This is a genomic window from Paenibacillus sp. BR2-3 (genome assembly GCF_046529485.1).
In the GTDB taxonomy this organism is placed as follows: Bacteria; Bacillota; Bacilli; order Paenibacillales; family Paenibacillaceae; genus Paenibacillus_AQ.
The window spans coordinates 3,859,240-3,882,272 of record NZ_CP126311.1 but is presented as its reverse complement, the minus strand read 5'-3'; the positions used below and the strand labels follow the sequence as shown (position 1 = coordinate 3,882,272).

General features: G+C 48.2%; 20 protein-coding genes. 18 read left to right on the top strand and 2 right to left on the bottom strand.

The window, feature by feature from the left end:
- Positions 1-32: 32 nt before the first annotated feature.
- The 13 genes from PaeBR_RS18730 (at position 33) to PaeBR_RS18670 (ending at position 15,345) form a co-directional block, all read left to right on the top strand.
- Complete coding sequence (locus tag PaeBR_RS18730; protein ID WP_410515239.1) at positions 33-1,100, top strand: HD-GYP domain-containing protein; 1,068 nt, start codon at positions 33-35, stop codon at positions 1,098-1,100.
- Between the two features lie 249 nt (positions 1,101-1,349).
- The gene (gene yfkAB, locus PaeBR_RS18725; RefSeq protein WP_410512026.1) at positions 1,350-2,486 is read left to right on the top strand and encodes a radical SAM/CxCxxxxC motif protein YfkAB; all 1,137 of its coding nucleotides are present in this window, start codon (positions 1,350-1,352) and stop codon (positions 2,484-2,486) included.
- A gap of 18 nt (positions 2,487-2,504) precedes the next feature.
- Positions 2,505-3,863, top strand: a complete 1,359-nt coding sequence (locus tag PaeBR_RS18720) for a hemolysin family protein (RefSeq protein ID WP_410512025.1) — start codon at positions 2,505-2,507, stop codon at positions 3,861-3,863.
- A 182-nt stretch (positions 3,864-4,045) separates the two neighbouring features.
- Positions 4,046-4,261, top strand: a complete 216-nt coding sequence (locus tag PaeBR_RS18715) for a spore coat associated protein CotJA (RefSeq protein WP_410512024.1) — start codon at positions 4,046-4,048, stop codon at positions 4,259-4,261.
- A gap of 3 nt (positions 4,262-4,264) precedes the next feature.
- Positions 4,265-4,531, top strand: a complete 267-nt coding sequence (locus tag PaeBR_RS18710) for a spore coat protein CotJB (protein WP_410512023.1) — start codon at positions 4,265-4,267, stop codon at positions 4,529-4,531.
- A 39-nt stretch (positions 4,532-4,570) separates the two neighbouring features.
- Positions 4,571-5,140 (top strand): manganese catalase family protein, encoded by a 570-nt coding sequence (locus PaeBR_RS18705; RefSeq protein WP_410512022.1) that lies wholly within the window; start codon positions 4,571-4,573, stop codon positions 5,138-5,140.
- Positions 5,141-5,291: 151 nt separating this feature from the next.
- A complete protein-coding gene (locus tag PaeBR_RS18700) occupies positions 5,292-6,065 on the top strand; it encodes a Cof-type HAD-IIB family hydrolase (protein ID WP_410512021.1) in 774 nt (257 codons plus the stop codon).
- Positions 6,066-6,308: 243 nt separating this feature from the next.
- Positions 6,309-7,334 carry a LacI family DNA-binding transcriptional regulator gene (locus PaeBR_RS18695; protein ID WP_410512020.1) on the top strand — a complete coding sequence of 342 codons (1,026 nt, stop codon included), beginning with the start codon at positions 6,309-6,311 and terminating at the stop codon, positions 7,332-7,334.
- A 171-nt stretch (positions 7,335-7,505) separates the two neighbouring features.
- A complete protein-coding gene (locus PaeBR_RS18690; protein WP_410512019.1) occupies positions 7,506-8,807 on the top strand; it encodes an extracellular solute-binding protein in 1,302 nt (433 codons plus the stop codon).
- 89 nt (positions 8,808-8,896) lie between these two features.
- Positions 8,897-10,207 carry a carbohydrate ABC transporter permease gene (locus PaeBR_RS18685; protein ID WP_410512018.1) on the top strand — a complete coding sequence of 437 codons (1,311 nt, stop codon included), beginning with the start codon at positions 8,897-8,899 and terminating at the stop codon, positions 10,205-10,207.
- Positions 10,204-11,046: a sugar ABC transporter permease gene (locus PaeBR_RS18680; protein WP_410512017.1), complete on the top strand. Its 843-nt coding sequence runs from the start codon at positions 10,204-10,206 to the stop codon at positions 11,044-11,046. Before PaeBR_RS18685 ends, PaeBR_RS18680 begins: the two co-directional genes overlap by 4 nt.
- Positions 11,047-11,098: 52 nt before the next feature.
- A complete protein-coding gene (locus tag PaeBR_RS18675; protein WP_410512016.1) occupies positions 11,099-12,856 on the top strand; it encodes an alpha-glycosidase in 1,758 nt (585 codons plus the stop codon).
- A gap of 74 nt (positions 12,857-12,930) precedes the next feature.
- Positions 12,931-15,345 carry a TIM-barrel domain-containing protein gene (locus PaeBR_RS18670; protein ID WP_410512015.1) on the top strand — a complete coding sequence of 805 codons (2,415 nt, stop codon included), beginning with the start codon at positions 12,931-12,933 and terminating at the stop codon, positions 15,343-15,345.
- 120 nt (positions 15,346-15,465) lie between these two features.
- Here the strand turns inward: PaeBR_RS18670 and PaeBR_RS18665 are convergent, their stop codons facing one another.
- A complete protein-coding gene (locus tag PaeBR_RS18665) occupies positions 15,466-16,356 on the bottom strand; it encodes an AraC family transcriptional regulator (protein WP_410512014.1) in 891 nt (296 codons plus the stop codon).
- Positions 16,357-16,493: 137 nt separating this feature from the next.
- Here PaeBR_RS18665 and PaeBR_RS18660 point away from each other — a divergent pair, with 137 nt between their 5' ends.
- The 3 genes from PaeBR_RS18660 to PaeBR_RS18650 all read left to right on the top strand — a co-directional run bounded on the left by PaeBR_RS18660 (position 16,494) and on the right by PaeBR_RS18650 (position 20,043).
- Positions 16,494-17,561: a Gfo/Idh/MocA family protein gene (locus PaeBR_RS18660; RefSeq protein ID WP_410512013.1), complete on the top strand. Its 1,068-nt coding sequence runs from the start codon at positions 16,494-16,496 to the stop codon at positions 17,559-17,561.
- Positions 17,554-18,288 carry a ThuA domain-containing protein gene (locus PaeBR_RS18655; protein WP_410512012.1) on the top strand — a complete coding sequence of 245 codons (735 nt, stop codon included), beginning with the start codon at positions 17,554-17,556 and terminating at the stop codon, positions 18,286-18,288. Before PaeBR_RS18660 ends, PaeBR_RS18655 begins: the two co-directional genes overlap by 8 nt.
- Before the next feature lie 66 nt (positions 18,289-18,354).
- Positions 18,355-20,043 carry a glycoside hydrolase family 13 protein gene (locus tag PaeBR_RS18650; RefSeq protein WP_410512011.1) on the top strand — a complete coding sequence of 563 codons (1,689 nt, stop codon included), beginning with the start codon at positions 18,355-18,357 and terminating at the stop codon, positions 20,041-20,043.
- 660 nt (positions 20,044-20,703) lie between these two features.
- On the opposite strand, the gene PaeBR_RS18645 is transcribed toward PaeBR_RS18650, so the two are convergent.
- Positions 20,704-21,048: a winged helix-turn-helix transcriptional regulator gene (locus PaeBR_RS18645; RefSeq protein ID WP_410512010.1), complete on the bottom strand. Its 345-nt coding sequence runs from the start codon at positions 21,046-21,048 to the stop codon at positions 20,704-20,706.
- A 166-nt stretch (positions 21,049-21,214) separates the two neighbouring features.
- Between PaeBR_RS18645 and PaeBR_RS18640 the strand changes: the two genes are divergently transcribed.
- Positions 21,215-22,153: an aldo/keto reductase family protein gene (locus PaeBR_RS18640; protein ID WP_410512009.1), complete on the top strand. Its 939-nt coding sequence runs from the start codon at positions 21,215-21,217 to the stop codon at positions 22,151-22,153.
- Between the two features lie 15 nt (positions 22,154-22,168).
- Complete coding sequence (locus PaeBR_RS18635) at positions 22,169-23,020, top strand: NAD-dependent epimerase/dehydratase family protein (RefSeq protein ID WP_410512008.1); 852 nt, start codon at positions 22,169-22,171, stop codon at positions 23,018-23,020.
- Positions 23,021-23,033: the final 13 nt, after the last annotated feature.

The following is a 23,033-nucleotide window of genomic DNA, read 5'->3' as shown; positions in this document are numbered from 1 at the left end:
GTTTAGTATCCGTGAATCAGCTTAAAGCCGGAATGAAGCTGGGCAAAAAAATTTATAATGATGAAGGGATTATTCTGCTTGCGGATGGAGCCGAGCTTACTAATCCCATAATTAGCCGTCTGGCCAAGATGGATATCGGCTATGTATATATAGAAGATGCACTGACAGATGATGTAATTATTCCGGGGATGCTGCAGGATGAGACCCGCAATCAGGCTCTTAAAGTGATCAGAAGCCAGTTTCAGGATATGACAGGGGCTTCGACCATTACAAAGGGCTTTTACCATCTGGACAAAAAGTTCTCGAAAATTATGGACTTCATTCTGGACGACATGTCTTCGCAGGCAGATCCGATGATCATGCTGCTCGACATGCATACCACTGACAACTATTTATATGTGCACTCATTGAATGTCTGTCTATATACCTTGGTGCTTGGGATTGCCCATGGCTACAGCAAAAACGATTTGAAGGTAATTGGTTTGGGGTCACTGCTGCATGATATTGGCAAGACCCAAATCCCGGTCAAAATCGTCCAAAAGCCGGGCATGCTCAGCGAAGATGAATTCCGCCACATGCAGGCCCACACGGAAATCGGCTATCGTATCCTTAAGGAGGAACCCAACATTCCGCTTCTGGCTGCCCATTGCGCTCTGCAGCATCATGAACGGATTGACGGCTCCGGCTATCCCCGTGGTCTGACAGGACCGCAAATTCATGAATATGCCAAATGGCTGGGAGTAGCTGATTCATATGATGCCATGACTTCTAACCGTGTATACAAAAAAGCGATGCTTCCCCATCAAGCGGTGGAGGCACTGTATGTTGGCTCCGGAACGTTATACGAACAAAAGCAGCTGGAGCTGTTCCGGGATCGGGTAGCCATTTATCCTCTCGGACTTACAGTGACACTTAGTACAGGGGAGAGCGGAGTCGTAGTAAAGATTGATCCCGGTACTCCCCACAGGCCGGTTGTGCGCGTGCTGACTGGACCTGAGGGCGAAACCGTAACGCCGTTCGAGCGGGACCTCAGTACAGCGCTCTCCGTAGTGATTTCCGGTGTGGCAGATCAGGATGAGCCTGCTGCCCGTCCTAATTAACCATGATATGAATCAGAGAGATCAGGTAATGAATCTCTCCTCCTGATGCAGCGAGGAAACGGAACAACATCGATACCGGATTTATGCCGGAAGTCGGTGTCCGGGACCCGCTGCTTTCTGTTTATTGCTGCCTCGGTGCAGTTTTTTTCGTCTTCGTGGTATGATATTGGGTAAGACAATGTTGTTCCGGATTTATTTTCGGTTAATAAAAGGAATAAGCCTATAAGCTTTTGAAGGAGTTATTGAAAAATGAATGTATTTAGACCCTCATCATTATCTATAAAGGAGCTGTCGCCAAGCTACGATCCGTGGGACCCGATCACCTCTCTGCGAAGTCATGGACGGCATGTGCTTACCAGTGTAGAAATGACGGTTACGAATTTATGCAATATGCGTTGTGAGCATTGTGCTGTCGGTGACAGTCTGACTCTTAAAGAAGGAGAAATGCTGCCCCTAAAGGAAATGCTGACCTCACTGGAGGAAGTGGAACATCTGCAGACGATCAGTATTACCGGCGGAGAGCCGATGTTCCGTGCGGAAACGGTACATAATATCATTGTCCCTTTGCTGAAATATGCGAAGGAACGGGGAGTGCGCTCGCAGATCAACTCCAATCTTACGATGCCTTATTCCCGTTACGAGAAGCTGCTGCCGTACCTGGACGTTATGCATATCTCATTTAATTATGTAAACGGCGACGATTTCCACGAAGTAGGTTTTGCAAACAGCGGTCATGCGGTTTCCAAGGAAGCTGCCTACCGGCTGTATGAGACGATGATCGGGAACTCCCGCCGGCTGAGTGAGGAGGGCATGCTTATTTCTGCGGAATCGATGATCAACTATCGGACACATACTAAGCTGCCGGAGATCCACAGGCTGATCAGGGACATGGGGGCCAGAAGGCATGAGGTGCACCCGATGTATGCTTCAAGCTTTGCTTCCTCGCTGCCGGTGCTGTCACTGCAGGAAATGGCTGCTGCGATCCACTCACTGCTGGATACACGTGATCCTGAGCTCTGGATGCTGTTCGGGACTTTGCCCTTCTTTGCTTGCAGCTTCCTAGAGGAGGATCAGAAGCTTCTTGGCCGGCTTCGTTCGGAGAAGAATGTCACCCTTCGAAATGATCCGGATGGGCGGAACCGTGTTAACGTAAACTTGTTTACAGGGGATGTTTTTGTTACAGATTTTGCTGACATTGCGGCCTTTGGCAATATCGCGAACCGTAAGCTGGACGATATATTTGCAGAGTGGCTTTCGCAGCATCCGCTTAATCAGAAGGTAAATTGTCACTGCGACGCAGCCAGTTGCTGCGGACCTAATCTTTTGGTAGCGGATATGTATTACCCGAATGTTGATTTCAAAACAAGAAAAGCGATCACTCTGTAGAAATGGGGCGTTGTTATAGTGCATACGGAATTTGAAGTGGGGAGATTGCTGCTTAATCTTTTGCTGGTTCTGGTGCTCGTATTGTTAAACGGTGTATTCGTGGCGGCGGAGTTCTCGCTTGTGAAAGTCAGGCAGTCGCGTTTGACACAGTTGGTCAGTGAAGGCAACAAAATGGCCGGGTACGCGCTGAAGGTTAATAAAAGGCTGGATTCTTACCTGTCCGCTACCCAGTTTGGAATTACCCTCGCTTCTCTCGGACTTGGCTGGGTGGGTGAACCGGCGATATCGGAGCTGCTCGTAGAACCGCTAATGTTTCAATTGGGCGTTACCGATCATACGCTAATTGCCACCGTATCCGTCATTATCGGATTCTCGATCATTACTTTTTTACATATTGTGCTGGGCGAGCTTGCGCCGAAGTCTCTGGCGATTCAAAAAACAGAAGGTTCGGCCTTGGTGCTGTCAGCACCCTTGATGTTCTTCTATAATTTGTTTCTGCCCTTTATATGGGTGCTTAACGCATCAGCCAACGCCTTGCTGCGTATGGTGGGTGTCGAGCCTGCCAGTGAAGCCGAGGCTGCCCACTCTGAAGAGGAAATCCGCATACTTATGAATCAGAGCGCGAAAAGCGGAGTCATTGACAAGGACGAGATGAAGCTGATGGATAACATCTTCGAATTCTCGGATTTGCTGGCCCGTGAAGTCATGCTTCCGCGAACCGATATGGATGTGCTTTACAGCAATCTTTCGCTGGAAGACAATATGCGAATTATAACAGAAACCAAGCATTCCCGTTATCCGGTTGCCCTGGAAGACAAGGACCGGATTATTGGTTTTATCCATATCACTGACCTGTTGTTTGCGCCGCCGGAGCAGCAGAACGATCTGGCTTCGCTGGTCCGGCCCATTCTGAATGTGCCGGAATCCATGGAGATCAGTCATGTACTGCGGCTGATGCAGAAAAACCATTCCCAGCTTACCCTGGTCGTGGATGAATACGGCGGTACAGCAGGCTTGTTGACAGCAGAGGAGATTCTGGAAGAGATTGTGGGCGATTTGCATGATGAGTTCGAAGATGAACGGCCCAGTGTGGAGCGTAACGGAGAGTATATTTCCGTTGAAGGCCGTATGCTGATTGAAGATGTCAACGATTTAACCGGTGCAGTCATCGAGGATGAAGAAGTGGATTCCATCGGCGGCTGGCTGTTCAAAGAGCTGGAAGGCAATCCTTCCAAGGGCAAGCGTGTTATGGTTGATGGTGTGATTTTTGAAGTGGAGGAATCCACCCGCCTCCGGATTACCAGAATTAATATTCACCGTGAGCCGCCTGCGCCGAATGAGGAGGGTTTACCGGACATAAGCGAGGATAAGGAGTAACAAGATAAAACAATAATAGGACCACATTTGGACTTACCCTGCAGAGTGCTGAAGCTCTTGCAGGGTAAGTTTTTTTCGTTATCCGTCTTATTCCCCATCAGCCGTCATAAATTAGTTACGAAGGTAAGCGTTCATCATTACTGCTGCCTAAGCAGTGACATGAGCAAAGGAGGATGTAAACATTGGATTCCCAGGAACGCGTGTACACACCGTATAGGGGGCCGTTCGACCCCTGTCCGCCGAAGCCGTTCAAGACGTATGTAGTGCCGCCAAACCAGTATATTAGCTTTCAGCCGCCGGATCTGCCGCAGTTCAGTCTACCCGAGGCATTGAGGGCGGGTACGCTCTGGCCTGCGCTGTTCAGTCCGTATGAGTCTATGTCAAAAGGAGGGTGCTAGGTCATGGAGGCAAATCCTTGCGAGCCCCGTTATTATGAAATGCTGGAGCAGCTGCAGATTCTTGATTTTGCCCTGGTGGAGCTGAACTTGTATCTGGACACCCATCCCGGCGATTTAAGAAGCATTCAACAGTTCAACCAGCTTACGCAGGAACGTACCCGGCTGGCTAAGCAGTTCCAGGAGCTGTACGGTCCCCTTCAGAACTTTGGCCGCGCTTATTCGAAATGCCCGTGGGAATGGAGCCAGAGCCCTTGGCCATGGCAGGTGTAGGAGATTGTTTACCAGTTACTAAGGAGGGGAAGCTTCCGCATGTGGATATACGAGAAAAAGCTGCAGTATCCGGTTCGTGTCAGTAAATGCGATGTCCGGATGGCACGTTATTTAATGGAGCAATATGGAGGTGCTGACGGCGAGCTGGCTGCAGCACTGCGCTATATGAACCAAAGATACACGATTCCTGATAAAGTTATTGGGGTCTTGAATGATATTTCAACTGAAGAATTTGCCCACCTCGAAATGATCGCCACAATGATCTATAAGCTCACGAAGGACGCTTCGGTACAGGAGCTGGAAGCCGCCGGCCTTGGCCCGAATTATGCGCAGCGGGATCATGCGCTGTTCTACCAGAACTCAGCAGGTGTACCGTTTACAGCCGCTTACATCCAAGCGAAGGGCGATCCGCTGGCCGATCTGTACGAGGACATCGCCGCTGAGGAAAAGGCAAGGGCTACATACCAGTGGCTGATCGATATGACGGATGATGTGGATCTGCAGGACAGCCTGAAGTTCCTGCGGGAGCGTGAGATTATTCATGCGATCCGGTTCAAGGAAGCTGTGGAGATTATTAAAGAGGACCGTGAGTATAAGAAGGTGTATTAATTAGCAAGCGGCGACTGGTTTCCTTCAGGAATCCATAGCTGCTTGCTTTTTTGCTAATATTATACCTGATCGCTTGCACGCTCTCCAATTACAGGCTACACTTTGGTAAAAGCCCTATTGTAAGGGGATAACTGAGGAGATTGGGAGAAACATGTCTAATAAAACCATTTTTTTTGATATCGACGGCACGATTTACGATGAGAACAAGAAAGTGCCCCCATCCACCAGTGAAGCGATCGCCGAACTGAAAAGACTTGGCCACAATGTTGCGATTGCTACAGGAAGAGCTCCTTACATGTTTGAAGGTTTGCGGGAAGAGCTAGAGATTGACTCCTATGTTTCAATGAACGGGCAGTTAGTTGTTTATAAGGGAGAGACGATTTACCGGAACCCGATTTCCACGGACTCGCTTAAATCGCTTACCGTTTTTGCGGAGAAGCAGGATCATCCGGTAGCTTATATGGACCCGTACGGGATGAAGGTAAATGTCGACACCCATGTCGATATTGAGACGAGTATCGGTTCATTGAAGCTGGCCCTGCCGCAGCATGATGCAGAATATTTTTTGAACCACGATATTTACCAAGCCATGATTTTCTGTCCTGAGGACAAGGAAACCGTATATGTCAACGAGTATCCGGATTTATATTTCATCCGCTGGCATTCGGTCTGTATGGATGTATTGCCGAAGAACGGCTCGAAAGCCAACGGCATTGCACAGATGATGAAAGCTCTTGGCGTGAAGAAGGGCGATATATATGCATTTGGAGACGGGCTCAACGATATTGAAATGTTAAAATTCGTCGGTCACGGCATCGCTATGGGAAATGCCGAGCACAAGGTGAAAGAGGCGGCGTCTTATGTAACCAGGAACGTAAGTGATAACGGTATTCTCGAGGGATTGCGGATGGTCGGACTGTTATAACGATCCGGTGTATAGAACAACGAAGGCAGCTTACCGAAAAAGACTTCCGATGCACCGGAAGTCTTTTTTTGTATAAGGTAAAAAGGCTTTCGCTTACCAATTCGGCTAAACTAAATCCTAAAACCGGATCTCTATCCGAATAAATTAATAGCCCTTATCTTCAAAAATTCATTGACAAAATAATCCTTAGGTGATTAAATCAACTTATATTGATGTAACGTTTAATCAAATTGAGGAGCCTTTATGAACAACAAAGTTTCAATTAAAGACATCGCCCGGATTGCAAACGTATCCGTTGCTACGGTGTCCAATGTGATTAATCAAACCGGCAGGGTATCTGCAAACACCATCAACAAGGTGAACAAAGTCATTCAGGAGCAGCAGTTTGTTCCCAGCGCCTCCGCCCGTAATTTGAAAAATAAAAATTCGCATCTTATTGCCGTTGTCGTTCCTTTTCTGGAGAAAGGAATACTGCAGGACAATCCTTTTTATTGGGAGCTTGTGCGTGGAGTGGAGAACGGGGCGCGGCATCACGAAGTGCAGGTCATATTGCAGGGTATTAATGAGGAAGAGGATTTCTCTTTTGTGAAACAGCGGCATCTTGACGGTCTTATTGTCGTGGGTACCTTCGGCCATTCTTCTGCCTTGCAAAAAGTGCTGGAAATGGGTGTGCCGTGTGTATTTCTGGACAGCTACTTGTCCAATCCTGACTTGTACCAAGTCAATTTGGATGACGAAGCGGGGGGATATCTGGGGACGAAGCATTTGATGGGATTAGGCCATAAGACGATCGCTGTGCTGACCGGGAAGCTGGAGGAAGGCGGAGTCAACTATTTCCGCTACCAAGGTTATTTGAGGGCGTTACAAGAATACGATATCCCGAGTGATCCGGAACTGGTGTTTGAGGAGTTCTCCTCCATACAGGGCGGGTATCAGGCGGCCCAAAGGATCGGAAGCAGCAAAAGCAAAATTAGTGCTGTGTTCGCTTTCTCCGACGTTTCTGCCATGGGATTAATCAGGGGGCTGCATGATGTAGGTCGATCTGTTCCCGCAGATATGTCCGTTATGGGCTTCGATGACATATTTTATACCCAGTTTATGATTCCCTCATTGACGACAATTCGGCAAGATGTGTTGAGCAAGGGCCAAATAGCGGTTAACATGCTGCTTGATCAAATTAATGGAACGGTATCCTCCACAAGAAACGTGATCATTCCGGTCAGTCTTACTGTTCGGCAAAGCACGATTCCTTATCGTAAAAAAGTATAGTGTTCTAGCGCTATATTTTTTTATCATAAGATTAAACGATTAATCAATATGACATTGAAAGGAGGCGGTTGGCGAGGGTAAAGGGTTGAAATGAGTAAATATAGATTTACTCATTTGATTAAGTGTTTCATTGAAAGCGTTTTATTAAATAATCGAAGGGTGGTTATTGTGATGAAATTAGGGAAAATCAATATCCTGTGGCTCGCTATTATTTTGATGTTCGGTACGGTGGCATGTTCCCCCAAGCAAACGACAGAGAGCAATCCGCAGTCTGCAGAACAAGCCAACACAAATAACGAAAATACGGCAAATACCGACGAACTGACACCGGAGCCCGGCGCCAAGCTGCTTGTCTGGGACGGGAAAGACGGGCTTCCTTTCTTGACCGAAATCGCCAAACAATTCACTGAGCAGTACAACATTCCGGTTGAGGTTCAGGAACAAGGAGCCCCGGAGCAGATGACCAAGATGAAGACCGACGGCCCCGCCGGGCTGGCGTCAGATCTGCTAGTGCTCCCTCATGACAATTTGAGCGAAGCGGTAGCGGGCGGCTTTGTCCTTCCGAATGATTTCTTTGAAGAGGAGACCAAAGCGGAATTCCAGGAAACGGCGGTGAATGCCGTTACGAAAGACGGCATTCTTTACGGCTATCCCCGCAATATGGAAACCTATGCTTTGTTCTATAACAAGGAACTGGTCAAGGAGTCGGATTTGAATAGTTGGGACGACATTATCCGTTTCTCCAAGACATATAACGATGTGGGAACGAAGAAATACGGATTTATGATGCAGTTGAATAACTTTTACTTTGCCTACCCCTTCTTCTCGGGTTATGACGGATATGTTTTTGGCGACGACAATACCAATCCGGAGGATATCGGGCTGAACAATGCGGGTGCCGTTGAAGCAATGAAATACTTTCAGGCCATGCGCGAAATTTTGCCTATGGAAGCAGCCGATGCTACAGGCGATGTGAAAACCGCTTTGTTCCAGGAAGGGAAATTGGCTATTAATCTGGATGGCGTGTGGAATATCGGCAATTTCTCCGCTCTCCCCTTTGAAGTCGGCATGGTTCCGCTGCCGAAGTTCCCGAACGGCGAGGTGCCTAATACATTCGCTGGCGTCAAGGCTTATTATGTCAGCGCGTATTCCAAATATCCGAATGCGGCTAAGTTGTTCGCCAGATATGTGACAACACAGGAAGCGCTGCTGAAGAATTTCGAAGTGTCCGGCTTTATTCCCGCCCGCAAAGGCATGGAGAACGAAGCAGCAATCAAAGACAACGCGATGGTCAGCGGGGCGATTCAGCAGTTTGAGCATTCCATCGCGATGCCGTCGATCTTTGAGATGCAGCAGGTATGGGCCCCAATGGCAAATGCGCTTGAGTTGATTTGGAAAGGCGAAGATCCTCAGAAAACACTGGACAATGCAGTAAAGAGTATCAAGGAAGGCATTGAAACCTTGAACCAATAAGCTGTGGCCTTGCCTCATTTATTGGCGTCATCCGTATCTCATGATAGGGATGACGCCGCCACTTTTTTGCTAACGGGAGATGAATAACAATGATCCAGCATCGAAAGCGGGCGATGATCTTATCGCTGCTCGGTATGGGACTTGGACAACTATACAACCGACAATTTGTAAAGGGAGTGCTGTTATTCCTTTTGCACATTGCCGGAATCGGCTTGGCCTTTTCTTTACCCAGGGCTGTCTGGGGATTGACTACTTTAGGGGAAAAATCCGACCACTTGGAAAAGGTAGGGAAGGTATATGTCAATGTCCGCGGCGACCACTCTATTTTTTTATTGATCGAGGGCATGATCGTCATTTTGGCCATGGCGATCGTAGCAATCATTTATATTGCCAATGTGCGCGACGCCTACCTGATGGGCAAGAGACGGGAGCAGGGGGAGCGGGCGCCGCATTTTACGGAAACTTTACAGTATCTTAAAGGGGCTAAATTCCCCCAGATGGTCATTTTCATCCCCGTTTTACTCGTTGTTTTTTTTACACTGATGCCGATCCTGTTCATGATTTTACTGGCCTTTACGAATTATTCGGCTCCGAATTTTTTGCCACCAGCCAAATTGGTGAGTTGGATCGGACTGGAAGGCTTCAAAAATATCTTTACCATTAAAGCCTGGAATCAGACTTTTTACGGAGTAGCGCTCTGGACGCTAATTTGGACGGTGTGCGCAACGTTGACGACATTTACGGGCGGATTTGTCGTGGCCCTGATGGTTCAGAAAAAAGGGATCCGCTTTAAAGGCTTTTGGCGCACCTTATTTATTATTCCTTATGCGATCCCTCAGTTCATTTCACTGCTCATTATGAGAAACATGTTTAACGGTGAGTTTGGCCCGATTAACCAATATCTCGGTTATTTCGGTCTGGGAGGCCTGCCCTGGTTGACGGACCCGTTCTGGGCCAAGTTCACGGTAATCGTCGTTAACATCTGGATTGGTTTTCCGATTGCGATGCTGATGATTATCGGGATTTTATCCACGATATCGAGGGACTTGTACGAAGCTGCCCAAATAGACGGGGCCAGTCCGTTTCAGCAATTCAATGCAATCACGCTGCCGACGGTCCTGTTCTCGTTTGGCCCGCTGTTGGTGATGTCCTTTGCCGGAAATATTAACAATTTTAATTTGATCTACTTGCTGACGAACGGGAATCCGGCAAATCCGGCCTACCAATCCGCCGGCAGCACCGATATTCTTATCACCTGGCTATACAAGTTGACGATTGACAGCGGCAAATATAATTTTGCTTCCATTATAGGCATTTTCATATTTATCATTGTTTCATCCTTTGCGATCGCAAACATCCGGAGAACGAAGGCATTTAAGGAGGAGGATTTGCACAGATGACAAAAGCGGACGCGAAGCTGAAATGGAGTTTGGGCAACTTCTTCTGTTATGTCGGGCTGGTTGTAATTGGCATCGTATGTATTTATCCCGCTCTTTGGGTCGTAATGTCCTCCTTCAGACCGGGCAACGCCTTATACAGTGAGCATTTGATTCCAACCACGTTCACGCTTCAGCATTACAGGAATTTATTCAATACGTATCCGTACGCGCAGTGGTTCATCAACACGTTCAAAGTGTCTTTCTTTACGATGATCTTCAGCACATTCCTGGTTACAATCACCGGTTATGTCTTTTCCCGTTTCCGGTTCAAAGGCCGTAAAAATCTGATGCTGGGACTGCTCATCATCGGGATGTTTCCCGGATTTATGAGTATGATTGCTGTTTATATTTTGCTGATGCAACTGCAGCTGCTCAATACGCATCTATCCCTCATTCTGGTGTATTCGGCCGGAGCACCGATGGGCTATTTGTACGTGAAAAGTTATTTTGACACGGTTCCGCAGAGTCTGGTCGATGCGGCCCGGATTGACGGAGCCGGCAATTTCACGGTATTCCGGCGAATTATGCTGCCGTTGTCCAAGCCGATGCTTGTCTTTATCGCCCTCACTTCATTCAGCGGAGGTTTTGTCGATTTTATTTTTGCCAACATGGTGTTAAGTACGCCGGAGAAACAGACGCTGGCTGTCGGACTGTTCAAAATTGTGCAGGGGAAGTTCGCCACGGAATTTACGCTGTTCGCCGCCGGCTGCGTGCTGGTCGCGATCCCTTTGACGTTGCTGTTCATTTTATTGCAGCGGTATCTGGTTGAAGGATTGATGGCAGGGTCTGAGAAGGGCTGATCTGCACTGGAAAAGTTAATATTTTAATGTCAAAGGAGTTGTAGGTTTAATTATGCTGCTTGAAGCGATATATCACCGTCCGGGTGATTGCTGGACTTATGGTTACGATGATCAAACGGTTCATTTGCGTATCCGCACAAAAAGAGATGATGTCCTAAAGGTGGATGTCCTGTTCGGAGATAAATGCAAACCCTGGGGCGACATGGCAACAGAGAGTATGGTGATTCTGGCGAGGGATGAGATGTATGACTACTGGCAGGCAGCGGTACGCCCTCCGTATGGCAGACTTGCTTATGGTTTTCTTCTGACAAAAGGCCACGATCAAATCTGGTTTACCGAAAAAGGCTTTCATTCCGATTCGCCCAGGGAGCATTTGGGATTGTTTGAATTCCCCTATCTGCATCCGATCGATATTCACAAGCCGCCCGTTTGGGTAAAGGACGCCGTTTTTTATCAAATATTTCCGGAGCGTTTCGCTAATGGAGACGGGAGTAATGATCCACAAGAGACACAGGCATGGGGCGGTAGGCCGGAGTATTATAATTTTTTTGGCGGAGATTTGCAGGGGGTAAGGGAACATCTGGATTATTTGACGGAGCTGGGAATTAACGTTATCTATTTTACGCCTCTATTTGAAGCGCCGTCGAACCATAAATACGATACTAGGGATTATTTGAAGATCGATCCTCACTTTGGGTCGCTGGAGACACTGAGATCTTTGGTGCAGGCCTGCCATGGGCGGGGCATTCGCATTATTTTGGATGGTGTGTTCAATCACTGCGGGGTTACGTTTCCATATTTCCAGGACGTCGTGGAGAAAGGGAAGGACTCAAAGTATTACGACTGGTTTCACATTAACGAGTGGCCGCTTCAAGTTACCGATGGAATTCCTACCTATAAGACATTTGCGTTTGAACAGACCATGCCCAAATTAAATACGGCCCATCCGGAAGTTAGGGATTATTTCATCAACGTGGGACGCTATTGGATCGAAGAGACGGATGTGGACGGTTGGCGACTGGATGTGGCGAACGAAGCGGATCATACCTTTTGGCGGGAATTCCGTAAAGCGGTGAAAGAGCTGAAACCTGACGCCTATATTCTGGGGGAAGTTTGGCATGACGGGATGAAATGGCTGCAAGGGGATCAATTCGACGGTGTAATGAACTATCCAGTGGCCCATGCGATCCTCGATTTTGTCGTTTTTGAGCATCATGATGCGTTTGAGTTCGCCGCAAAAATCGGCGGATATTTGGCGCGGTATCCGCAGCAAGTGAATGAGAGCTGCTTCATTCATTTGGATACGCACGATACGGTACGGTTGTTGACATTATGCGGTGATGACAAGCGGAAGATGAAGCTGGCCACCGCGCTTCAGTTTACTTTTGTTGGGGCGCCCAGCATTTATTACGGGAATGAAGTGGGACTTGCGGGTCAATTCGATCCCGACAATCGCAGGTGCATGATCTGGGAATCCGAGAAGCAGGACAGAGAGCTGTTCTCTTTCTACCAAAAGCTCATCCTGCTGCGTAAAGAACATCCGGCGCTGACTTCAGGATCGTTCCGGACCTTGTGGGCCGAGAAAGGTTCTTCCCTGCTGGTGTATGAGCGCCATTTCGGTGAAGATCATGTGGTTGTGATTATGAACGCGTCCCCGGTCCCGCTTGCAGCCGAATTCCCATTCCTCTGCGGTGAATGGTGCGATGCCATGAGCGGCGCAATGGAAACTCGACCAACCGGTGTATATCAAGGTGAATTGATGCCTTATGCATTCCGAATTTTATATAAAAAATCAGTAACAAAACTATAGAAAAATACAGAAAATTTTTGGGTTGGTGAGGCCGAAGACAAGTCGTTCGGCTTTATCAAAGGGAGGACCTGCAAATGTTGAACAGTGAAACCATAAGTCCTGATAATATCGAATATCCCCAGAATTCGAAAGAGCTTATCGGGATGGGGAGATTAACCGGGTTATCACAGGAGGGGAACCTGCTGATCGTTCAAGGCGAACACGGCATTCTCGCGTTGCACAAAATGAGCGAAGGGATCATTCGCATCAAGCTGTTCCCGGAGCTGCTCACAAGCAGGGCCTTGGATATGACAGGTACTATTGCTGTTGTAAAAGAGGCTGAACATCATTTGCCGGAGATACAGGAGACGAAAGAGGCTTACTTGTGGGAAACCAAACATGTAATTCTCGAAATATCAAAATCCGACTGTAGCCTCCGGTTTTTGGACAAAGCCGGTAATAGGGTCGTAGATAACAGTTTGCTGCTATGGGATGATAAAATGGCCGTGTCCGGAACGTTCAATGTTTCCCCGGACGCCCATTATTACGGACTTGGAGAAAAAACGGGCTTTCTGGACAAGCGGGGAGAACGCTACGAAATGTGGAATTCAGACGTATTTTCTCCGCATGTGCCGGAGATGGAGGCGTTGTACCAGTCGATCCCCTTTCTGATTGTTCACGAGCCGCAAATGGCCTACGGTATTTTTCTGGATAATCCCGGCAGAACGTTCTTTGATATGCGCAGCCAAAAGGATATCTACTCCATTCAGACAGAGACAGGCTCTTTTGATTATTATTTTATAGCCGGTCCGCAAATCAAGGATGTGCTCAAACGGTACACATCGTTGACCGGGCGAATGCAGCTTCCACCGCAATGGGCACTGGGATACCATCAATCCCGCTACAGCTATTTGTCCCAGGATGAAGTGCTGCAATTGGCGCATACCTTTCGCGAGAAAGATATTCCCTGCGATGTGATCCATCTGGATATTCACCATATGAACGAGTATCGGGTCTTTACCTTTGATCCTGTCCGTTTTCCCGATCCGGCGGCGATGATCCGGGATCTGCGGGAATTCGGCATCCGAATCGTACCGATTGTCGATCCCGGGGTCAAAGTGGATTCCAATTATGAGATATACAATGAAGGGGTTGAAGGCGGGCACTGGTGCCTGAAACCGGACGGTGAGCCCTTCGTAGGGCCGGTATGGCCAGGCCCTAGCGTCTTTCCCGATTTTACGGATGACGAAACCGGAAAATGGTGGGGAGATTTGCATCGCTTTTACACGGAAGCGGGTATTGAGGGCATCTGGAACGATATGAACGAGCCCGCCGTCTTTGGCCCGACGATGACGATGGATGTGGATACGATTCACAATAACAACGGAAGTCCGTTATCTCACGGCACCGTCCATAATTTGTATGGTCTGCTGATGTGTAAGGCAACCGCAGAAGGCTTGAAAAGAAATCTGGAGGGACGGCGTCCGTTCGTGCTGACGCGGGCAGGGTATGCCGGTATCCAGCGGTACGCGGCGGTGTGGACTGGCGACAACCGCAGCTACTGGGAGCATATGGCCATGTCTATGCCTATGGTGCTTAATCTCGGTCTTTCCGGCGTTGCATTTGCCGGTCCCGATGTCGGGGGGTTTGCCTTTCACGCAAGCGGTGAATTGCTGGCCCGCTGGATTCAAATGGGCGCGTTGTTTCCATTTTTCCGCAATCACAGCGAGCAGTCCAGCTTAAGACAGGAGCCGTGGTCCTTTGGGCCGGAGATCGAGGGAATCTGCCGTGATTATATCAAGCTGCGCTATCGGATGATGCCGCTGATCTACTCTCTTTTTCGGGAAGCTGCAGAAACGGGCATACCTGTTATTCGTCCATTGATTCTTGAGTATCCTTCCGATCCCGAGTTGTATAATCTTTGCGACCAGTTCCTGCTCGGCAGCGACCTTCTGGCGGCGCCCGTATACCGGCCGGGTACAACCTTCCGCGCCGTGTATCTCCCGGAGGGCACATGGTATGACTATTGGACGGGGGAAAGAGTGGAAGGCGGCGGCAGCATAGTTGCCCGGGCCCCATTGAATATCTTGCCCTTATACGTCAAAGGCGGGGCAATTCTGCCGCAGGTAGAGCCGGTTAGCTCCACATTAATGGAAGGCGACGGCAATCTCCGGCTTGATGTTTATTGTACGGGAAGCGCGAACAATATTTTTGAGCTTTACGATGATGACGGGGAATCCTATGCTTATGATAAGGGTAAATACAATCTGTTCCAGCTGGATCTCGTGGAGAGTTCCGAAGCTGCAGAATTCTCTATTGACCCGGCTCATCTCGGATATATCGGCAAATGGACGCAATGGACTGTACATTTCAAAAATTTGCAGATTACAGAGCATTCGCAGATTAAAGGGTTGCCGGATGGAGGAACAGTTGAGACGGATACGGGTGTTCTAACCTTGACATTCCCGCAGCCTAAGGAAACTGTTCGGCTTAGAGTGAAAAATATATAAGACCGTGTGGCCGAAGTGAAGCAGCGGTGACCTATTGTCCCAAATCCAGATCAACTGAATAGGAACGTTTAGGAACCGTCGGGACATCCTGACGGTATTTCTTTTTCCAGCCGCCCCCCTTCAGTCCTTCTTCCTGATCTCCTTGTAGTACTGAATAGGCGATAGGCCGACAAACTTCTTAAACACTTTGCTGAAGTAAAATGGATCATTTAGCCCAGTCAAATACCCGATTTCACTGAAGCTTAAATGCGTGGCCTCAATTAATTCCTTGGCGTGGTTGATTCGGACCACATTCACATAACGCATGATCGGGTGACCGGTCACTTTGGTGAAAATGCGGTTGATATAGTCGTAATTGCACTCAAACTCCTGCTCAATATCGGCGCTCGTTATTTTACTGGCGTAATGTCCGTGGATATAATCCAGCAGCGCATGAACCTTCACAACCGATTTCGTGTTATTGCCGGTATGTTGTTGAAGCTCATGAATCACGTATTCCCGGGATACCTCGATTAACAGCTCCGAGAATTTCAGTGCCGTCAGGCTTCGGTTAAAATGTTTGCGCTTGTACAGCTGCAGCATTTCATTCATCGCATGCAGGGTTTGATGAAGGCTTTTTTTATCGGATAAAGTATAACGCTTGGGGAAATGGCAAACGCTGCTGTACGGCGCATCATAAGAAGTCTGACCTTCAAGAATAAATTCCTTGGCAAGAGTGAGCAGATCAGCAGGATTCGAGGACTGAATATCCGGATGCTCAAAATGAATATAGTAATAATCGCATACATGCGGCGCAGTACCTTCATGATCGAGGTTAGGTTCCAGCATAAAAATGTCGCCTTTTTTCAATACATAGGAAACCCCGTTCTCCTGCATATGAAGCTCCCCGCTTTTGATAAAATAAAGGACATGCTCGTTGGTGTTTCTCTTAAAGTGAATCCACGGATTTGTATAGGAGATAAAGCCCATTAGTTTAATTTTTGGAATGAATTCCACATTGATGGCCAGCAACAGGAAGCTCCCCCTTTACGGAAATTGAAAAAGTCGCTTTTGTACAAAAAGAGTATCTTTGCTACATTCCCGTTTATTGTATCACATACTATACTGAGAGAGGATTTTCAAGCAATTAGAGGATGGGATGGTGGGGTATGAACAAGCTGAGAATAGGTGTTATCGGGCTCGGAGGGATCGCGGATTTTCACATCGCCGGTATTCAGGAAAGCCCTGACGCCGAAGTGTGGGCCATTTGCGATTGCAACGAAGAGACGCTTCAGAGAAGGGGCAATGAATTAAATATCCCGGACTCAAGGCGCTATTTGAATTATGAAGAACTGCTGCTGAATCCTGAAGTGGACGCTGTTACGATCGGCACGCCTAACTATAATCATTTTACGATTGCTTACGCGGCCATCAAACACCGCAAGCCGTTTGCGCTCGAAAAGCCTGTCACTCTGGACACCAGAGAGGCGGATATTCTGAATGAAATGATAGAACTCAACCCGATCCCTCATATGATCTGCTTCTCATACCGCTACAAACCGGCGGCCAGATATGCCAAGTTACTGATTAAACAAGGGAAGATTGGCGATATCAGACATGTGTACTGTCAATACCTGCAGGGCTGGGGACTTCATGAGAGCGTGCCGTTGGTCTGGAGATTTCAAAAGGAGCTTTCAGGCTCGGGAGCGCTGGGCGATCTCGGTTCGCATGTTCTGGATCTTAACCGGTTTCTCGTGGGGGAGATCGAGCGCGTGTTTGCCGATGCCGGGACGATTATGAAGGAACGCGAGCTTGTTGGCGGCGAAGGAAAAGGGGAAGTTGATGTCGATGACTTCTGCCATGTGCTGGCCCGGCTTGAAGGCGGGATCTCCTCCACCATGTCCATTACACGGTTCGCATACGGACGGGGCAATTATCAGCAGTTTGAGATTCATGGAACGAAAGGGGCGCTGATCTATAATTTGGAGGAAGAGGACACGCTCTATGTGAATTTTGCCGAGGAAAAGGATGAGGGCTTCCGCAAAGCGGAGATTCCGGATGAATGTAAGGTCGGACAGATGCAGGCCTTTTTTGACCTCGTAAACGGCAAGGGTGACGGGCTGAATGCAACGATGAAAGACGGTTATATCAATCAGAAAACACTAGATTCCATCATCGATTCATTTACTGAAGAAAAATGGGTATCCACAAAACAGGAGGTATCATACATTGGCTAATCTCAAAGTAACCGTATGGAACGAGTATCGGCATGAAAGACATAATGAACAAGTAGCAAGCATTTATCCCCGGGGCATTCACAGAGCGATTGCGGATCATCTCGAAACCGTGGAAGGGCTGGAAGTGGCGACCGCCGTGCTGGACGAGCCGGATCATGGGTTGACCGATGAAAGACTGGCGAATACGGATGTACTGCTATGGTGGGGTCATTTGGCTCATGACGAAGTCCGTGACGATATCGTGGAAAAAGTACGTCAGAGAGTGCTGGAAGGCATGGGGCTGATTGTGCTCCACTCCGGCCATGGCTCCAAAATATTCGGACGATTGCTCGGCACCAACACAGGCGCGCTGAAATGGCGGGACGACGGCGAAATTGAAAGACTGTGGGTAGTGGAATCTGGCCATCCGATTGCGAACGGACTCGGCGAATACATCGAAATTCCGAAGGAAGAAATGTACGGCGAACGGTTTGAAATTCCGGCTCCGGAGGAATTGGTGTTCATCTCCTGGTTTGAAGGCGGCGAAATCTTCCGCAGCGGATGCTGTTACAGACGGGGGAAAGGGAAGCTGTTCTATTTCAGACCCGGACATGAAATGTTCCCTGTGTACCACCAGCCTGAGATTCTTCAGGTCATTACGAACGGAGTGTTATGGGCGGCTCCAACGCAGGGCGCCAAAGCCGGTTATGGCCGGGTGGCCCCAATCAGCAGTGTGGTTCATCAGTAATTGCTAGCAGAATAGCGGGGCGTTGAAATCAACGCCCTGCTTTAACATATCAAGGGGGCGAGAGGAATGACAGAAGCGATTTTTTGGAAAGAGGGCGTTGTCTACCAGATCTATCCGAGAAGTTTTATGGACAGCAACGGGGACGGCATTGGAGATCTGCAGGGGATAATCAGCAAGCTGGATTATTTAAAGGAGCTCGGAGTCGGCATTGTCTGGCTGAGTCCTGTTTATAAATCACCGAATGATGATAACGGATATGATATCAGCGATTACCAGGCGATCATGGATGAGTTTGGAACGATGGAGGATTGGGAGCAGCTGCTGCACGGACTGCATGAGCGCGGAATCCGTTTGATTATGGATCTGGTGATCAATCACTCTTCGGATGAGCATGCCTGGTTCGAGGAGTCGCGGAAGTCCAAGGATAATCCTTACCGTGACTACTATATCTGGAGAACGGGAAAGCCTGATGGCTCGGAACCAAACAACTGGCTGTCCTTCTTCGGGGGATCGGCATGGCAATATGATGAGGCAACAGATGAGTATTACCTGCATTTATTCACGAAGAAGCAGCCTGACCTCAACTGGGAGAATCCGAAATTAAGAAAAGACGTTTACGACATGATGAACTTCTGGATGGAAAAAGGAATCGACGGTTTCCGTATGGATGTTGTCAACTGTATCTCCAAAGCGGATGATCTGCCAAGTGTGCCGGGCGGGGAAAAATACGCCTGGGGCGGGGAATTCTTTCTCTGCGGACCTCGAATCCATCAATACTTGAAAGAAATGAACGAACAGGTGCTGTCCAAATACGACGTTATGTCCGTCGGAGAAATGCCTGGCGTGTCCCCGGAGCAGGCGCTTGAATTTACAAATGCGGATAATAAAGAAGTCAATATGGTCTTCCAGTTTGAAACGATGGATATTGATTCGGCGGAAGGCGGAAAGTGGAATTTCAAGCCTTGGAAGCTCGCCGACCTGAAAGCGGTGACCAGCAAGTGGCAGTATGGCTTGAACGACAAAGGCTGGAATAGTCTCTATTTAAATAATCATGATCAGCCCCGTATGGTTTCCCGCTTTGGGAATGATACAATTTACCGTAAAGAGTCGGCCAAGCTGCTGGCAACGTTCCTTCACACTCTGCAGGGCACGCCTTATATTTACCAGGGTGAAGAGATCGGGATGACCAATGTGAAGTTCGACAGCATAGGTGATTATAAAGATGTAGAATCCCTTAACTTCTATAATGAATCGGTGAATGAGCGGGGCATAGATCCGGACAAAGCGATGGCTTCCATTTATGTGAAGGGAAGAGACAACGCGCGCACACCGATGCAGTGGAACGACAGCGAACAGGCGGGATTTACTACAGGCCAGCCTTGGATTGGTGTGAATCCGAATTATAAGACGATAAACGTGGAAGAGTCGCTTCAGGATCCGGATTCCATTTTCAACTATTATAAGAAGCTGATTGAGCTGCGCCGGCAATATCCGATTATGGTGTACGGCAGCTACGACATCGTTATGAAAGAGCATGAGCAGATCTACGCCTATACCCGCGTGTTGGGGGAAGAGAACTGGCTGGTCATGCTGAACTTCTCCGATCAGGACGCACAGTTCACTCTGCCTGAAGCGCTTGGGCAGCACAGTGAGGGGAATGAATTGATCATTTCGAATTATAGCGATGTGATCCAAACCTCCATGAATGAAGTGCAGCTGAGACCCTACGAAGCAAGGGTTTACAAGCTTTCATAAGAAAAATATGAACGTCCCGTTCCTTACTTTGATAAGTAGGAGCGGGACGTTTTTCATAACGGACTCCATTGAGCTTGCCATCATTTAGGGCGCATGATTTAGGGTGGATTATTTTGCTTGATTGATTGCAAAATAATGCACCCTCTTAATGCTGTGTGATTTTCCACCAAATAAGCAGGGTAATATTCGACACCAACATCGTAATGTAAACGGTTTCTCGTATTCTTGAACCCCGGCATAATAAAGGTGCAGCACAAATATGAAGGGGGTCTACTACCTTTCCATAGCAGAAAGACCGCTGCGGACAACTAGAATACCAATAGAGCACATGGTTTCACATGGTTACTGGTCTCAGTTGTCATCCCGCAGAGTTTAAAATAACAGGAATTTCTCCTCTTAATGGTGCCGTGTACACTCCACGAGATGATTTAAGGGGATTTTCTCCATCAAATTTGAAGTTTTAGCTGGATATAATAATTTTAGTGGTAGGATTTCCCTCTAAATCTCATAAAACCGGTTTTTTTCAAGAATTAGAGGGAGTTTTTCCTGCTAATGTATTTCCGGAACTTATATAGTTTGCTGAATGAGTGAACACAACCTAAGGGTGTTTCGGATCAGGCAGATGAGTTGGATCAGTCGGATTAGTCGGATCAGTGGCCCTTAGGTCCATTTAGCTGCCCACAGCTTCATTTCCTTCAGAATTTGATGCAAATCGACACCTTTAGGGGTAAGTGTGTATTCTACTGTGACAGGAACGGTTGGAAAAACATGGCGTTCCAGCACGCCCTGATCCTCCAGATGGCGGACCGTGTTGGTCAGCGCCCGGGGGCTGATGCTGGTGATATTGCGCTGCAGCTCACCAAAGCGCTTGGTGCCCTCGAACAGCTCCCGCAGGACCAGGAAAGCCCATTTGCCGCCGAGCACATCAAGTGTTTTTTCTACCTTGCATTCGATGATATTAGGATCCTTCGGGACATAGTTCCCGGATAAATCAGCTGTTTCCATATGACTTCCTCCTGCTCCACTCCTACTATACTTAAGTATAGTAAGTATAATTTATATAATATAATGAACATTTTTTCACTTCTTTAAATTATATACAAACTATTCTAGAATGAAAAGGGATTCAGAGGAACAGGTTAATGAAGCTATTTTGGAGGAGGAAGAAGGCATGAAATTCAGAAGATTAGGTCAAAGTGGAGTTAAGGTCAGTGAAATTAGTCTGGGCAGCTGGTTGACATACGGTGGGTATGTGGAAAAGGAAAATGCGGTTAAGGCCATTGAAACCGCTTACGGATTAGGTGTCAATTTCTTCGATACGGCTAATGTATATGAGAGAGGCGCTGCGGAAAAGGTCTTGGGTGATACGTTGCGGGGGTACCCCCGCGAATCTTATGTGCTGGCAACAAAAGTGTTTGGCGTAATGGGCGAAGGCCCCAATGACCGCGGTCTTTCCCGCAAGCATATTACCGAGCAGTGCCATGCCAGCTTGAAGCGGCTGGGGACAGAATACGTCGATATTTTATATTGTCACCGTTACGATACAGAGACTCCGCTTGAAGAAACCTTGCGTGCGCTGGATGATCTGGTTCGTCAAGGCAAGGTGTACTATATTGGAGTCAGCGAATGGACTGCTGCGCAGATGGCGGAAGCGCTGTCTGTGGCAGACCGTTATCTGCTCGACAGAATTGTTGTCAATCAGCCTATCTATAATATGTTCGACCGTTATATTGAGAAAGAAATTATTCCGCTCGGCGAGCGAAAAGGAATTGGACAGGTCGTATTTTCGCCGCTGGCTCAAGGTTTGCTGACCGGTAAATATGCTTCGGTTACCGACCTTCCGGCGGAAAGTCGTGCGGCGAAGCTGGATTGGGTGCGGAACGGAATCACGGAAGATAAAATCGTAAAAGTCCAGCAGCTTGGCAAGATCGCTTCCGAGCTTGGCATCACCGTTGGTCAACTGGCGTTGGCCTGGATTCTCAGACAACCGAATGTAGCCAGTGCGCTAGTGGGCGCGAGCCGGCCGGAGCAGGTGGAAGAGAACGTTCTGGCATCAGGCATTGAGCTTAGCGAGGACGTCATTAAGCAGGTTGAAGAAATTATAGCTTAAATTGGAGGGATTAGAATGGCAAAGGTAGTTATAACCGGGGGCAGCGGGATGCTCGGTAAATGGGTGGTTCGTCATTTTGTGGAGCAGGGGTACGACGTTGTTAACGTGGATACCCATAAGCCAGCGGATGCATTAGGCCATACAGTTATTGCGGATCTGAACAATTTAGGAGAAGTGTATAGCGTAATGGCGGGTGCGGATGCGGTTGTACATTTGGCAGCCATACCGGCTGCCCATATCAAGACGAGTGAAGTTACGTTTCAAAATAATGTGATGTCCACCTACAACATCCTGGAGGCGGCTGCCGGTCTGGGAATCCGCAAAGCGGTAATTGCCTCCAGCGAGTCGTCTTATGGAATCGTGTTTGCAGTTAACCGTTTCGGTCCGCACTATGTTCCAGTCGATGAAGATCATCCGCAGCTGCCTCAGGACAGCTACGGTTTGTCAAAAGTCGTAAATGAGCAGACGGCAGACATGTTCCACCGGAGAACGGGAATGCAGATTGTCTCCTTAAGGATTGGAAATGTTATTGATCCGTCGGCCTATGAACACTTCCCGTCTTTCATTCACGATCCTGAACAGCGTGACCGGATTCTGTGGAGCTATATCGATACCCGGGATGTTGCGGAGGCTTGTCAGCTGGCGATTGAAGCCGAAGGACTGGGAGCCGTGCAACTGAATATTGCTGCAGACGATACCAGTATGGCGGTTCCCAGCCGTGAATTGCTGGAGGCCCGTTTTCCGGAAGTAACGGATTTCCGTCAGCCGCTAACCGGTCACGAAACACTGCTCAGCAATGAGAAAGCCAAAAAACTGCTGAACTGGCAGCCCAAGCATGCCTGGCGTAATTATGTAATCAACGAATAATTCACCCTAAAGG